At 39.7% G+C, this 12,440-nt stretch carries 18 protein-coding genes and 1 riboswitch; of the genes, 5 read left to right on the forward strand and 13 right to left on the reverse strand.

Annotated elements, in window-relative coordinates; all coding sequences use genetic code 11:
- Positions 1-129: 129 nt before the first annotated feature.
- On the reverse strand, positions 130-450 hold the full coding sequence (locus ACJ9PY_RS21430) for a MazG nucleotide pyrophosphohydrolase domain-containing protein (protein WP_411740305.1): 321 nt from the start codon (positions 448-450) through the stop codon (positions 130-132).
- Positions 451-547: 97 nt separating this feature from the next.
- Here ACJ9PY_RS21430 and ACJ9PY_RS21435 point away from each other — a divergent pair, with 97 nt between their 5' ends.
- The gene (locus ACJ9PY_RS21435) at positions 548-1,129 is read left to right on the forward strand and encodes a TIGR00730 family Rossman fold protein (RefSeq protein ID WP_034304154.1); all 582 of its coding nucleotides are present in this window, start codon (positions 548-550) and stop codon (positions 1,127-1,129) included.
- A 61-nt stretch (positions 1,130-1,190) separates the two neighbouring features.
- On the opposite strand, the gene ACJ9PY_RS21440 is transcribed toward ACJ9PY_RS21435, so the two are convergent.
- From ACJ9PY_RS21440 to ACJ9PY_RS21450, 3 genes are all read right to left on the reverse strand, one after another.
- Positions 1,191-1,613: an NUDIX hydrolase gene (locus ACJ9PY_RS21440; RefSeq protein WP_411738952.1), complete on the reverse strand. Its 423-nt coding sequence runs from the start codon at positions 1,611-1,613 to the stop codon at positions 1,191-1,193.
- Positions 1,613-2,038 carry a 3-hydroxyacyl-ACP dehydratase FabZ gene (gene fabZ, locus ACJ9PY_RS21445; protein WP_063575217.1) on the reverse strand — a complete coding sequence of 142 codons (426 nt, stop codon included), beginning with the start codon at positions 2,036-2,038 and terminating at the stop codon, positions 1,613-1,615. Before fabZ ends, ACJ9PY_RS21440 begins: the two co-directional genes overlap by 1 nt.
- Before the next feature lie 108 nt (positions 2,039-2,146).
- Complete coding sequence (locus tag ACJ9PY_RS21450; RefSeq protein WP_283929245.1) at positions 2,147-2,761, reverse strand: undecaprenyl-diphosphatase; 615 nt, start codon at positions 2,759-2,761, stop codon at positions 2,147-2,149.
- Between the two features lie 333 nt (positions 2,762-3,094).
- Between ACJ9PY_RS21450 and ACJ9PY_RS21455 the strand changes: the two genes are divergently transcribed.
- The 3 genes from ACJ9PY_RS21455 to ACJ9PY_RS21465 all read left to right on the forward strand — a co-directional run bounded on the left by ACJ9PY_RS21455 (position 3,095) and on the right by ACJ9PY_RS21465 (position 4,691).
- Positions 3,095-3,613, forward strand: a complete 519-nt coding sequence (locus tag ACJ9PY_RS21455) for a histidine phosphatase family protein (RefSeq protein WP_411738953.1) — start codon at positions 3,095-3,097, stop codon at positions 3,611-3,613.
- A 52-nt stretch (positions 3,614-3,665) separates the two neighbouring features.
- Positions 3,666-4,028, forward strand: coding sequence for a VOC family protein (locus tag ACJ9PY_RS21460; RefSeq protein WP_411740306.1), 363 nt, complete (start codon positions 3,666-3,668; stop codon positions 4,026-4,028).
- 69 nt (positions 4,029-4,097) lie between these two features.
- On the forward strand, positions 4,098-4,691 hold the full coding sequence (locus ACJ9PY_RS21465; RefSeq protein WP_411738954.1) for a dienelactone hydrolase family protein: 594 nt from the start codon (positions 4,098-4,100) through the stop codon (positions 4,689-4,691).
- A 15-nt stretch (positions 4,692-4,706) separates the two neighbouring features.
- Here the strand turns inward: ACJ9PY_RS21465 and ACJ9PY_RS21470 are convergent, their stop codons facing one another.
- From ACJ9PY_RS21470 to ACJ9PY_RS21510, 9 genes are all read right to left on the reverse strand, one after another.
- Positions 4,707-4,901 (reverse strand): Fur-regulated basic protein FbpA, encoded by a 195-nt coding sequence (locus tag ACJ9PY_RS21470; RefSeq protein WP_258249091.1) that lies wholly within the window; start codon positions 4,899-4,901, stop codon positions 4,707-4,709.
- Between the two features lie 25 nt (positions 4,902-4,926).
- Complete coding sequence (locus ACJ9PY_RS21475) at positions 4,927-5,130, reverse strand: Fur-regulated basic protein FbpA (protein ID WP_411738955.1); 204 nt, start codon at positions 5,128-5,130, stop codon at positions 4,927-4,929.
- 173 nt (positions 5,131-5,303) lie between these two features.
- The gene (locus tag ACJ9PY_RS21480) at positions 5,304-6,506 is read right to left on the reverse strand and encodes a M20 family metallopeptidase (RefSeq protein WP_411738956.1); all 1,203 of its coding nucleotides are present in this window, start codon (positions 6,504-6,506) and stop codon (positions 5,304-5,306) included.
- Positions 6,507-6,540: 34 nt separating this feature from the next.
- A complete protein-coding gene (locus tag ACJ9PY_RS21485; RefSeq protein ID WP_098863891.1) occupies positions 6,541-7,413 on the reverse strand; it encodes a MetQ/NlpA family ABC transporter substrate-binding protein in 873 nt (290 codons plus the stop codon).
- Positions 7,414-7,434: 21 nt separating this feature from the next.
- Positions 7,435-8,085, reverse strand: a complete 651-nt coding sequence (locus ACJ9PY_RS21490) for a methionine ABC transporter permease (protein WP_411740307.1) — start codon at positions 8,083-8,085, stop codon at positions 7,435-7,437.
- 21 nt (positions 8,086-8,106) lie between these two features.
- Positions 8,107-9,123: a methionine ABC transporter ATP-binding protein gene (locus tag ACJ9PY_RS21495; RefSeq protein WP_411738957.1), complete on the reverse strand. Its 1,017-nt coding sequence runs from the start codon at positions 9,121-9,123 to the stop codon at positions 8,107-8,109.
- Between the two features lie 66 nt (positions 9,124-9,189).
- The gene (locus ACJ9PY_RS21500; protein ID WP_411738958.1) at positions 9,190-9,369 is read right to left on the reverse strand and encodes a hypothetical protein; all 180 of its coding nucleotides are present in this window, start codon (positions 9,367-9,369) and stop codon (positions 9,190-9,192) included.
- Positions 9,370-9,590: 221 nt separating this feature from the next.
- Positions 9,591-9,702, reverse strand: a riboswitch (SAM riboswitch).
- Positions 9,703-9,842: 140 nt separating this feature from the next.
- Positions 9,843-10,316, reverse strand: coding sequence for a GNAT family N-acetyltransferase (locus ACJ9PY_RS21505; RefSeq protein ID WP_411738959.1), 474 nt, complete (start codon positions 10,314-10,316; stop codon positions 9,843-9,845).
- Positions 10,317-10,383: 67 nt separating this feature from the next.
- On the reverse strand, positions 10,384-10,752 hold the full coding sequence (locus tag ACJ9PY_RS21510; RefSeq protein WP_411738960.1) for a DUF4440 domain-containing protein: 369 nt from the start codon (positions 10,750-10,752) through the stop codon (positions 10,384-10,386).
- A gap of 398 nt (positions 10,753-11,150) precedes the next feature.
- On the opposite strand from ACJ9PY_RS21510, the gene tnpB reads away from it, so the two are divergent.
- A complete protein-coding gene (tnpB, locus tag ACJ9PY_RS21515; RefSeq protein WP_411738961.1) occupies positions 11,151-12,356 on the forward strand; it encodes an IS200/IS605 family element RNA-guided endonuclease TnpB in 1,206 nt (401 codons plus the stop codon).
- The last annotated feature ends 84 nt before the right edge of the window (positions 12,357-12,440 follow it).

The following is a 12,440-nucleotide window of genomic DNA, read 5'->3' on the forward strand; positions in this document are numbered from 1 at the left end:
TCTTTTCCAGGAATAAAATGGGATGATGAACTATCGTTTGCCCCATAAGAAAAAGAGCTGATAGTCACAGCTCTTTCACAGGTTTACTAAAATTATATAGGCAAACTTTTTGTTCACACAAAAAAAAACTTATGCTTGATTATAGCGTTCAGATAGTTTCTTTTTATGGGCATTGAACACTTTCTCCAAGGGGATATTGTATTTGTTCGCAATCACAATCAAGTTTCCTAACACATCTCCCAATTCTTCGGTTAGTTCCTGTATGTTCTCTTCAAAAGAACCAATCACTTCATCAGGTCTATCCCTGCCGATCTCAAGGGAGCGAATGGCTCGTGCAACCTCTCCAGTTTCTTCTGCCAAAAAGCCAATGCGAATGAAAATGTCCAATTCTGACCATCCCCGTGCTTCATAATATTCTTTTACCCATTGTTGAAATTCAGTGACGTCCATATCCATCCACCCTTCTTTTTTATCATTCAAGTTTAACAAATCCCCTTTAATTTTGTATGATAAGAAAGCAAGATTACTAAATGGGAGATGTGATATTTTGAAAAGTCTAGCTGTATTTTGTGGATCAAGCAAAGGTGCATCTGCTGTCTATGTAGAAGAGGCTAAAAAACTGGGTGCGGAACTGGCAAAACGTAAGATTACCCTAGTTTATGGAGGATCAAGTGTAGGAATCATGGGTGCAGTTGCAGATTCCGTCTTGGAAGCAGGCGGAAATGTAATTGGCGTAATGCCGGATTTCCTAGAAAAAAAGGAAATAGCACATAAGAACTTAACCGAGCTGATCGTCGTGGAATCCATGCATGAAAGAAAAGCAAAAATGGCTGAGCTTGCAGATGGGTTCATGGCTTTGCCAGGCGGGCCTGGAACATTGGAAGAATTCTTTGAGATTTTCACTTGGGCTCAGCTTGGTCTTCATCAAAAACCTTGCGGACTCTTAAATATCAATCACTATTATGATCCCTTGGTCGCTTTATTCAACCATATGGCCGACGAACAGTTCCTTCATGAAAAGTTCCGTTCCATGGCGCTGGTAGATGTGGAACCTAATGGACTTCTTGATCAATTCATTACATATGAACCGCCAACCGTCAAAACTTTCATTACCGAGAAACAAACCTGATCATAAAAAAACAGCCGGCCAAGATCAATAATGATCTTGGCCGGCTGTGATAAACTGCAGGTTAGGTAAATATCCGGTTTAAATAATCTCCATGCCCTTTGATAAGTTGCACTTCATGTTCGGATGAAATCCAGAAGAAATGAAATGTCAGCCCCGCTTCATCTCCTCCACCCGTCGGCTGATGGTCCCATTCATCAGGAACATTCGATACACTTATTTGATAAAAATATCTATTATGTATGGCACCATCGACGTTCTCCCAAAAATCTTCTGTTATTAATTTCTCCACATGAAAATGTTCCAGACCTGCTTCTTCTTTCATTTCCCTAATGACTGCTTGGTAAGCATCTTCTTGAGGCTTCACCGTTCCCTTGGGTATCTGTATACCCGCTTCCTTAATGGGATGTTGAAAAACCAATACCTGTTTTTCTCCATTATTGACTCTTGTCACATACCCGTAAGCTTTTTTTATCGGTATCATCATCAATCACCAAAAGCAAAAATGAGCTCTGTCTCGCATACAGTTTCCCCCTCGACAGTAGCCCTTCCTGTACCTTTACCGATAGGACCTTTCAAGCGAGTAATCTCCACTTCTAAACGTAATTGGTCCCCTGGTTTTACTTGCCTTTTAAAACGGCATCCATCGATCCCGGCCAAAAGCCCAATCCGCCCTTTATTTTCTTCTTTTGTAAGCATGACAACAGCACTTACCTGTGCTAATGCCTCTACGATCAACACACCTGGCATCACTGGGTAATCGGGAAAGTGACCAGAAAAAAACTCTTCATTTGCCGTGACGTTTTTAATGGCCACCGCCCTCTTTCCTTCTTCCAGTTCCAAAACTCTATCAACTAAAAGAAATGGATAGCGATGCCTGATAATGTCTTTGATTTCTTGGATATCAATCAATATTAAGTCCCCCATTGCGCTGGATTGCTTTCACTTAATTTTACCATCAGATTCATGATATGGATATTTTTGTATTAAAAAAGGCTGCCTTAGCAACCCTGTTTTCGCTTACAAATCCTTTGATTTTTTTTCCTTCGATTTAGTTAACGGGGATAGAACCATTTCTTCATACCTCTTATATCCCCCTAATAATTTATGAATCAAGCTTATTTTAGGAACAATAAGGTATACCGCCAATCCTGAAATGGTGCTCAGTATTGCTCCTGCCAGCACATCCGCCGGAAAGTGGACACCTACCCAAATACGGGAAATGCCAACAAGGAAAGCCAGCATGATCCATAATAACCACCATCCTCTTTTGAAAAGCCAAAACGATACACAAAACGAGAAAAACAAGATCGTATGGTCGCTTGGAAATGAATTATCCACTGCTTTTTCAATTAACTGATTAACATTGGCCAATTCGGCAAATGGCTGATTATTCGAATGTAATCTCCCTGCCATTTTTCCCATCATTTCAGCCATTACAAACGTAATCATCCCACAAACAACCATCATCCTACTCTGTTCATTTCGAGTGAACCATATTACGATGACTGCCAAAGCTAATAAAAATACCATGTACTCGGCAATGAAAATGGCAGAAGGGTTTAAATAATCGTACTGTTTCCCTAAATCATTGATCATTCTGAATACATTGGTATTCACCTCAAAAAAGTCCATTTCATACCCAACCTTCCTCTTTTTCTTACATATTAAAGAGAAAGGAAATATATCGCCATCGTTCTTCCTAACAGTTTAAGCTGCCGTCTTACAATTTTGTCACGCGGTTGTTTTGCTATTTCAAGGGTTAACTTATCTTCAGGAGTGCTGAAGCTTACTTGTTAACAGCACCACAATCATATAAACGTGTGAAAAAGGGCATGATACGATCTTATAACATTAATGTAGAGTTTAAAGATATAACTAATAGCTCAATTTTTATTCTTTTAAAGGTTTTATTAAAGTTGAGTAGAATTATAAATTGGGATAAACAAACAAAATTGAGGTGATATCTTGCAGATATTATTAATTCGGCATGGTGAGTCAGAAGACGATTTTCTAGAAGAAAATTACAAAGGGACTACTGACTTACCACTAACTGTTAAGGGAGTTAAACAAGTAGAAAAAATGTGCAGACGGGTATCCGTTGAGTTTCCACCAGAACTTATATGGTCAAGCACCTTGCTTCGTGCTAGTAAAACTGCCGAAACTTTATCAAATACTATCAAATGTCCAGTAACACTTCTGGAAGATTTACGAGAGATGCAGGATAGGGAGACTAATTTAGATTTTAGATTACGAGCTCAAAATGTACTCGCTTATATTAGAGAGAACAGTGCTAATTATAAACGAATTGCCATTATATCCCACGGAGGGATGATTACTAAAATAATTGAAAGCTTTCTTCAATTACCACCCACAATTAATGATGTGTGGTTCAATTCTGATAATACAGGAATACATCTTCTTGAGTATACTGATCATCCATACAAACTTATAAGATTTTCAAATAGTACTACGCATTTGGAATAGCTAACGATAAGGGCTGTCTTAAACAACCTTTTCTTTATCTATAAATTCTCCTATTTACCCTAAAGTTAACAATGTTTTCATTCATGTTAAAGATTTAAAAAAATCAGTTGGATGGTATAGTAATCTCCTCGGCATTCCTCATAATAGTGATTCTGTAGAATCGCCGGTTTACAATATTCCTATAACATATGAAACTGGATTAACGTTAGATGACCATACATTAGATCCTGATTTTAGATTCGAACCATCCAACAATGTATTGTTTAATTTCTACGTAAAGGATATAGACGAAGCCTATAAATTCATTAAGGGTAATAACATACGTATTGTTAAAGAAATAGAGCGTATTGGAGACTTTGCTTATTTTAACTTTCAAGATCCTGATGGTAATGTACTTATGATTTGTAATAGTTAAGGATGAAAAGAATTGGTTGGCTTTTATCTATCTAGTTTTTAATTTTTACACAGTTTTAGGAGGTTATACATGCTGAACATACAGAAAAAGTCCGATACTGTCATCATTGTCATTCACGAAATATATGGCCTGAACCGACATATGCAGGATTTTTGTGAGTTATTATCAAAACAGGGTTTTGATGTGATCTGTCCGGATTTGTTAGAACGTGAGAGGCCATTTGATTATTCCGAAGAGGATGCTGCTTATCGGCATTTTATGGAGAACGTAGGTTTCACGGGTGCTTTATATAAGATAAAGGATATAGTATCGGATATAAAAGATGCATACCAAAAGATTTTCATTCTTGGATTCAGTGCAGGGGCAACTGTAGCTTGGCTGTGCAGTGAGGAAGAGTGTGTCGATGGAATTGTTGGTTACTACGGTTCGCGTATTAGGAATTATGCAGAATTGGCGCCACGATGCCCTGCACTGCTATTTTTCCCACTAGAAGAGCCATCATTTAATGTCGACGAGTTAATTTCAGCCTTAGAAATTAAGGATGTCGAAGTTCATAAATTCATGGGGGGACACGGATTCAGCGACCCTTACCATTCAAAATATCATGCAGAATCAGCACAAACAGCCGTTAGCAAAATGCTGGAATTTTTTATGGTGAATTAAGGTTCCACATTCACCCTACAGCCGTTTTGTATGGATCCAATGTATGGAACCCGCATCACTATGGGGGTGACAGTCATTTTGAACCTTTTTATATTCTGTTTCCAATTCTTTCAAGGTTAACTTCATAAGCTGTTCCACCGTTTTATTTACAGTATGGATCATAAGTTTATAGATTAATTCCTTCCGCCTTTCTTCCACACCCTTCCTCATTTCACCCTCTCCTTTTATTCTGATATTATATGAAATGTATCCCTAGACAGGGGGAATGATCGGATTCCTTCTCTTCGATTTTACTTATTTTAATATATTCATTCTCTAAATCGGTTAAGGTCAATTCAAATAGATGGATGTCATTCTTTTTATAAACTCCCTTGTTAATCAACTTATTGATCAGGAAATTCCTTTTTTTCTCAATGGCTTTACGCAATAATATCCCCATGATAAATCCTCCTTTTTAATGCGTATTGACAAAAAACCGGAGACACCTCTTTACATGAAAGAAAAGTCTCCGGTTTTCCGGTCAATTAACCTATAATTCCTATTCAATTACTTGGTATTATTATAATACTAACTACATGCTCCGTAGTCAACTATTTTTTTCCTTCATCTTATTTATTTTTGCTTCGCTTCATGAAATGCCGCTTTCACTTGATCCAACAGGTCTTTATCCGAAAGCAATTTATACCCTGTAAGTGCTAGAGCTTTTGCTCCGGTCAAGATGGCTTTGTCTCCAGCAGGAGATTTGGCACAGTCGCGGAATTCATTCGTATGGGCAATCAACTCATCATGTCCAATTTTTATATAAGGATGTGCTGTCGGCACTGCATGGCTTACATTACCTGCATCCGTCGAGCCAAAGCCACTCTCTTTTCGAGGAGCCACCGCTTCCCCTAATTGAGTCAGTTCTTCTTTTAGCAGTTCATCCAGAACTGGATTGATGACAAAATCGAGTACTTCATTTTGGAAACGTTCCACTTTAACCGTGCTTCCTGTGGCAAGTGCTGCCCCTTCAGCAACTGCACGTATTTTATTGGATACTTCTTGGCAAAGTTTCCATGTTGTTGCTCTAATGTAAAATCTGGCGGAAGCATATTCAGGAATGATGTTAGGTGCTTCCCCGCCATTGGTGATGATTCCGTGAATTTTGACCTCGGCCGGGAGCTGCTGACGCAAAGCATTAATGCCATTGAACAGCTGAATCACACCGTCAAGTGCATTCACGCCTTCTTCAGGTGCAGCTGCTGCATGGGCTGACTTCCCGTAAAAATGAAAATCAAGGGGGTCGACAGCCAAAAACGGACTTGTTACACCCGTTTTTCCTGCAGGATGGATAAGGATGGCCGCATCCACCCCATCAAATAGACCGTGCTTCACAAAGCTTCCTTTTGCACTTCCATTCGGCCCACCCTCTTCAGCCGGTGTTCCGAAAACGATCACCTCTCCGCCCGTTTCCTCCAGCACTTGAGCCAGGGAAATGCCTGCCGCAACACTCGTTGTTCCGATGATATTATGGCCGCAAGCATGGCCTAAACCCGGCAATGCATCATACTCGGCTAAAAAGGCAATTGTAGGTCCTTTCTTTGAAGAGATTTTTTTGGCGATGAATCCTGTTTCATGCCCGGCAATATTGCGGGTCACTTCAAATCCTTCATTTTGAAGTATTCCGGTTAATGTATCCGAAGCGAAGAACTCTTGATTCCCAATTTCAGGTTTGGCATGAATGGCTTGGCTCGTTTCGATATATAATTCGGAATGAAGGTCGATATGATCTTCAATGATCTGCTTATGCTGCTTCAGCACTGATTCTCTCGCCATGCTCTTAATCTCCCCTTTTTCTTGAATGCATCCATTACTTTTCATTAGCTGGTTTTGTCCAAGCGTCTTGATAATTCACTAATTCATCTACAGAAACATAGGCAGGAATGGTGTTTCCTTTAAACGTTTTTTCAATGAACGCTTCCACTTCTTTCGATTGATAAAGCTCCACTAATTTTTGCAGCTCAGGACGATCGGCATTTCCCTTTTTAACTGCAATGATATTAATATATGGTTTCGCCGTTTTACTTTCATGGAATAAAGAATCTTTTAATGTAAGGCCTGCTTCGACGGCAAAGTTATTATTGATGGCTGAAGCATCGGCATCATCCAATAGACGCGGTGTATTGCCGGCAGCAACAGGTTGGATTTTCAAGTTTTTCGGATTTTCCTTAATGATTTCCAAAGATCCCGATCCATTGAATTCTTCTTTCAATGTAATCAATCCAGCTTCCTGAAGCAGGAGCAGTGCACGGCCAAAGTTTGTTGCTTCATTCGGAACGGCTATCGTAGCACCATCCGGAAGATCTTTGAGACTTTTATGTTTTTTCGAATAAAGGCCCATAGGTGCAATGACAGTCGACCCGATGGCCTCCAATTTCAGATTTTGATCTTGAACGAATTCATCGAAATAGGCGACTGTTTGGAATGAATTGGCATCAATTTCACCTTCGCTTAACGCAAGGTTCGGTTGGATATAATCATTGAAAGTGACCAGTTCGATATTAAGTCCTTCCTCTTTCGCCAAATCGACAATGTATTCCCATGTTCTCGTATCCCCGCTACTGACACCGACTTTCACAGTTTTCACATCATCCGAACTCCCTGATGCACCCTCATCGTTCCCGCATGCTGCAGCCACGATGGCCAATGCCAATACCATGATCGTTAATAAGATTTTTTTCATTTTTCCTGCCTCCTGTTCGTTTTATCTTCTTCTTATTTTTCTTGAAACAAAGTTCCCGGTGGATTGCAATAATTGAACGATGATCACGAGCGCCGCCACTGTGACGATCATCGTCATCGTATCGAACCTTTGGTAACCGTAAGCCAAGGCTAGATCCCCGACCCCGCCTGCACCGACAGCACCTGCCATCGCAGTAGATCCAACAAGGCCGATTGTCGCTGTTGTAAATGTAAGGATCAACGAACTAAGTCCCTCGGGAATCAAAAAGCGGTATATGATTTGCCATGTCGTCGCCCCCATCGCCTGAGCCGCCTCAATGATCCCTTTGTCCACTTCCAACAGCGAGTTTTCCACAAGCCGGGCAATATAAGGAGCCGCGTAAAAGATTAGCGGAACAATGGCCGCATTCGTTCCAATCGCACTGCCGACAATCATTCTTGTAAGCGGAATGAGTGCTACAAGCAAGATGATGAAAGGAACGGACCGCAGGATATTGATGATCGGGTTCAATACATTAAAAATCCATTTATTCTCCAGGATGTGACCCTTTCTTGTAATGACAAGCAGGATACCGAGCGGAAGCCCGATCAATCCGGAAAATATCAATGAGATGGCTACCATATAAAGTGTGTCACCGAAAGCTGTCGACAGCTGCTCTGCCGTTATTTCCATACCCCAAAGCGTATTACCCATTTATACTTGCACCTCCTGGACGAGAATCCCCTCATCTTTAATATATTGATAAGCCTTGTCGACCTCATTTTTGCTCCCTGTCACTTCGATGATCAAATTCCCGAAAGGCGTTTCCTGGATTTCAGAAATATTGGCTGATAAGACACTTAAATGAACATCATATTTCTTCGAGATCGTTGAAAGTAAAGGAGTACCCGAAGTAGTCCCAATAAAATTAATTTTCCAAATAATCGGGATATGCGATCCTATGCTTTTTAAGAAACTTTGTGGAATTTCGTCATGTATGACCGTTCTCACGAAGTTTTTTGCAATATCCGTTTGCGGCTTGGCAAAAACTTCGAAAACCGAACCTTGTTCAACGACGCAGCCGCCCTCCATGACCGCTACCTTATTGCAAATTTCCCGAATGACAGACATCTCATGAGTGATTAGCAGAATGGTAATATTGTATTCTTTATTAATTTTCTTTAAGAGCTGCAGAACTGCACTCGTTGTTTGTGGATCCAATGCCGACGTAGCTTCATCACACAATAAGATCGATGGATTCGTAGCCAACGCCCTCGCAATGCCGATTCGCTGCTTTTGCCCGCCGGATAATTGTTCCGGATAACTCTTTGCTTTGCTTGATAAGCCAACGAACTCCAATAGCTCGCCTACACGTTTTTTGATTTCCTTAGCCGGAGTTCCCGATAAAACCAGCGGCATGGCGATATTATCAAAAACAGTCTTTGAGTTTAGCAAATTGAAATGCTGAAAGATCATCCCGATTTTTTTCTTTTCTGCCCGCAATTCCTTCGCGTTCAATTTGGTTAAATCCTTGCCCCCAACAATCACCGAACCATCTGAAGGATGTTCAAGCAAATTGACCAACCTGATCAACGTACTCTTTCCGGCCCCGCTATAACCGACTACCCCGAATATATCCCCCTTTTCCACTGTCAAATCAATGCCCTTCAAAGCCTCGACAGTCTGTTTCTTTGTTTGATAAACCTTCTTAACATCCTGAAACTCAATCATCCAATCTCCCCCCATGCTGTTTATTTGTACGAATTCCTTATCCAGAGAGAAGAGCTTTGCAACGTTTCATAATGATAGGGTTACATTTTCGAAATTCACGAGTAAAACTGCAAAATTCACGAGTAATTGCGCCAAACTCACGAGTAAATCTGCGAAACTCACGAGTAAATCCACCAAACTCACGAGTAAGTCTGCGAAATTCACGAGTAAATCCACCAAACTCACGAGTAAGTCTGCGAAATTCACGAGTAAACCCACCAAACTCACGAGTAATTACACCAAACTCACGATTATTGCTCGAAATTCACGAGTGAGTGCACGAAACTCTCGAGTATTTGCACCCATTCTCAAAATAACCATATACATTTGAATAAACAAAAGAGGCCTCTTCCGTCATCAGACAGAAGAGGCCTCTTTTAGACATAAAAAAGAGTAAACTCTTAAATTAATTATCTAAGAAAAGCTCCTTCTTATCTTTCAAACTTTCGTCCGTTGGAATTAGCACAGTATTTTTACAAAAGTAAAAACCCGCTGCCGAGGTATCATAGGGCCAAGTCCCTCCACATCTCTTGATAAGAATTAACGTTATATTTAATTATGTCCTTCACTATATATTCTAATTTCGCTAAAGTCAACTATATTTTTCATCGCGATAAATAGTTTCATAGTATAGTGAATCGATACTTTTTTTATTATATCAATATATTTTATATTTCTACTTATAATGATTTGCTCATTCTCCATACAGGGTATTTTTCATTTTCTTCCCTTATCTTCACCATGCCTGAATTCGTATATAAAGAAATCGCCCTTTGATTATCCGGAGAAACCCTTAAGTGATATTCGGTTACATTAAATTGCCTGAAAAAGTTTTCTGCGTAGCGAACCAATTCCTTGCCAAGGCCTTTCCTGCGGTATTCGGGAATAAGATAAAATAGATTCACATAGCCAATTTCAGTTCCTTCGTACTCCCGAATTTGAAGTTCCATTTGTCCAATCGGTTCTTGGTCCTTTTCAATGATCACCTGTCCATCCGGAAATTTGCGGACCCTTTCTTCCATTCGTTGCAGATAGGCATATTCATCTCCAAAACCCGCATCAGTTCCAAAACTTACAATAAAGGAATCTTTCCGGAATTTAATGATAGTATCTTTATCTTTGTCCGTATCAATGGTACGAAAGATCAACTTCATCCACCCCTATCATTTTAGTAAAATAGTTTTCAAGCAGGGAAAACTTTCTTTTTCATAAATAAAAGTCTTAAAGGGGCCCTTTTGTTTTTGTGCCTTGATGAAAAAACATCTGCCATTTTCCATTCGCACATTTCCAGATTGAACTTCTTAAGGTATGTTCCAGCTCATCTTCATCAAAAATCCGGTATGTAGTTAGCACGGTATCATCAGACAATGGATGCATCTCAAATTGACTTAGTGTCATGTTCACCGCTCCGGCTCCCTCTTGTCCCATAAAATCGCTTTTTGACCATATGTTACCCGAACTGCCGAACTCAAAGAAATCATCTTTCAATAAGGATGAAAGCTCTTCTGGAGATGTACGAACTTCAGATTTTAACAATTTCTCCTCCAGCTGATACAAATGCTCTTTTAATAATGAAGATTCCCTGTCCATTCATCTTGTCCTCCTTTTTCAACCATTGGTGAAACATGATCCATGCGGTTAAAGATTTTTTATCCAGCTGCTTGCTGATTAGCAGTTGGCTCATATTTGCGGTAAGCGGCATTTTTTTCATATTTTCGTTTTTAACCGTTTTTGCCATCCCTATTTTCTTATTAATATTTTTAACTTGCTTACTTTGTTTATATATTTCAAAGAAACTGGACTCACGACGGATTTCTAAGTGCTAAGAACAATTTTATCATTTCCCGCCAGAAGACTCCCTCTTCAAGCGTGTGAAGGGCGAGAGCCCAGCGGTAAGGGGGAGATGAATGGCGGTTGGCCTAAACCAAAGTATCCTTTTGACAAACGTACGTTCTCTGGTTGATAATAACAATAAGGGGGTGAAACCAATGGTCGTAAACAAAGCTTATAAATTTCGAATCTATCCAACGAAAGAACAATTAGTTCTCATCAATAAAACATTTGGCTGCTCTCGTTTTGTCTATAACTTCTTTTTAGGCAAACAAAATGAGAAAGATGCTTACTGGTATATCTGTGAAGAAATGAAGCAGAACGGCCAATTACCTTTTAATAAATGGAAAGGATCTTTTGTGAATAAATACGCAACAATCAAAGAACTTCCAGCTTTAAAGAAAGAATATTCTTTCCTGAAAGAAGTAGACAGTATTGCCTTACAGAAATCGGTGGAAAATTTAGCAGATTCCTATAGTCGATATTATAAAAAGCAAAACAAGTCTCCACGCTTCAAATCAAAAAAGAATCCGGTCCAGTCCTACACGACTAAACATACGAATGGAAATATCGGAATGATTGGAAACCAAATCAAATTGCCCAAACTCGGTTTAGTTCGTTTTGCTAAAAGCCGCGAAGTCGAAGGGCGAATCATCAATGCCACAATCAGGCGGAACCCTTCAGGTAAATACTTCATTTCCGTTTTAGCCGAAACCGATGTACAAGTACATCCTAAAACGAATCGTTCGTGCGGTGTAGATGTTGGTTTGAAGAACTTTGCAATTCTTTCAGATGGTACGGTCTATCAAAACCCAAAATTCTTCCGGACGGTCGAAAAAAAATTGGCCAAAGCACAACGGATTCTTTCAAGGCGACAAGAAATAGCTTTGAATCGAAATAACCCATTGTCTGAAGCTAAAAACTATCAAAAACAAAAACGAAAAGTGGCCATCCTACACGAAAAAATTTCAAATGCCCGAATGGATTACTTACATAAAGTCTCTACCGAAATCATCAAAAACCACGATGTTATTGGAATGGAAAACTTGCAAGTGTCCAATATGATGAAAGATCACAAACTAGCTAAAGCGATTAGTGAAGTATCTTGGTACCAATTCAAAAAAATGTTGGAATACAAAGCAAGATGGTATGGTAAACAAATCGTGACCGTATCAAAAACGTTTGCTTCTAGCCAATTGTGTTCTAGCTGCGGGTACCAAAATAAAGACGTTAAACATCTGAAACTTCGTGAATGGGATTGTCCTTCTTGTTTTACTCACCACGATCGAGATATTAACGCAGGACTTAATCTAATGAACGAAGCCATAAGGCTTCTAACCGTCGGAACGACGGGGTTAGCCTAATTAAAAATTGGCCTATAGGCTAATGTTCTTAGGAATCCCCCACTTCAATCAGACCATAAGGTCGATTAGTGGCGGGTAGTTCAA

Source organism: Peribacillus sp. S4 (assembly GCF_046715815.1).
Classification (GTDB): Bacteria; Bacillota; Bacilli; order Bacillales; family DSM-1321; genus Peribacillus; species Peribacillus frigoritolerans.

Excerpts from the sequence above, each read along its gene's own strand:
- ACJ9PY_RS21510 (WP_411738960.1), bottom strand. The coding sequence starts at position 10,752 with ATGGACAGGGAATCTTCATTATTAAAAGAGCATTTGTATCAGCTGGAG.
- ACJ9PY_RS21470 (WP_258249091.1), bottom strand. The coding sequence starts at position 4,901 with ATGAGGAAGGGTGTGGAAGAAAGGCGGAAGGAATTAATCTATAAACTT.
- ACJ9PY_RS21495 (WP_411738957.1), bottom strand. The coding sequence starts at position 9,123 with ATGATTGAGTTTCAGGATGTTAAGAAGGTTTATCAAACAAAGAAACAG.
- ACJ9PY_RS21480 (WP_411738956.1), bottom strand. The coding sequence starts at position 6,506 with ATGGCGAGAGAATCAGTGCTGAAGCAGCATAAGCAGATCATTGAAGAT.
- ACJ9PY_RS21450 (WP_283929245.1), bottom strand. The coding sequence starts at position 2,761 with ATGGACTTTTTTGAGGTGAATACCAATGTATTCAGAATGATCAATGAT.
- ACJ9PY_RS21475 (WP_411738955.1), bottom strand. The coding sequence starts at position 5,130 with ATGGGGATATTATTGCGTAAAGCCATTGAGAAAAAAAGGAATTTCCTG.
- tnpB (WP_411738961.1), top strand. The coding sequence starts at position 11,151 with ATGGTCGTAAACAAAGCTTATAAATTTCGAATCTATCCAACGAAAGAA.
- ACJ9PY_RS21485 (WP_098863891.1), bottom strand. The coding sequence starts at position 7,413 with ATGAAAAAAATCTTATTAACGATCATGGTATTGGCATTGGCCATCGTG.
- ACJ9PY_RS21465 (WP_411738954.1), top strand. The coding sequence starts at position 4,098 with ATGCTGAACATACAGAAAAAGTCCGATACTGTCATCATTGTCATTCAC.
- ACJ9PY_RS21440 (WP_411738952.1), bottom strand. The coding sequence starts at position 1,613 with ATGATGATACCGATAAAAAAAGCTTACGGGTATGTGACAAGAGTCAAT.
- ACJ9PY_RS21490 (WP_411740307.1), bottom strand. The coding sequence starts at position 8,085 with ATGGAAATAACGGCAGAGCAGCTGTCGACAGCTTTCGGTGACACACTT.
- ACJ9PY_RS21505 (WP_411738959.1), bottom strand. The coding sequence starts at position 10,316 with ATGAAGTTGATCTTTCGTACCATTGATACGGACAAAGATAAAGATACT.
- ACJ9PY_RS21430 (WP_411740305.1), bottom strand. The coding sequence starts at position 450 with ATGGACGTCACTGAATTTCAACAATGGGTAAAAGAATATTATGAAGCA.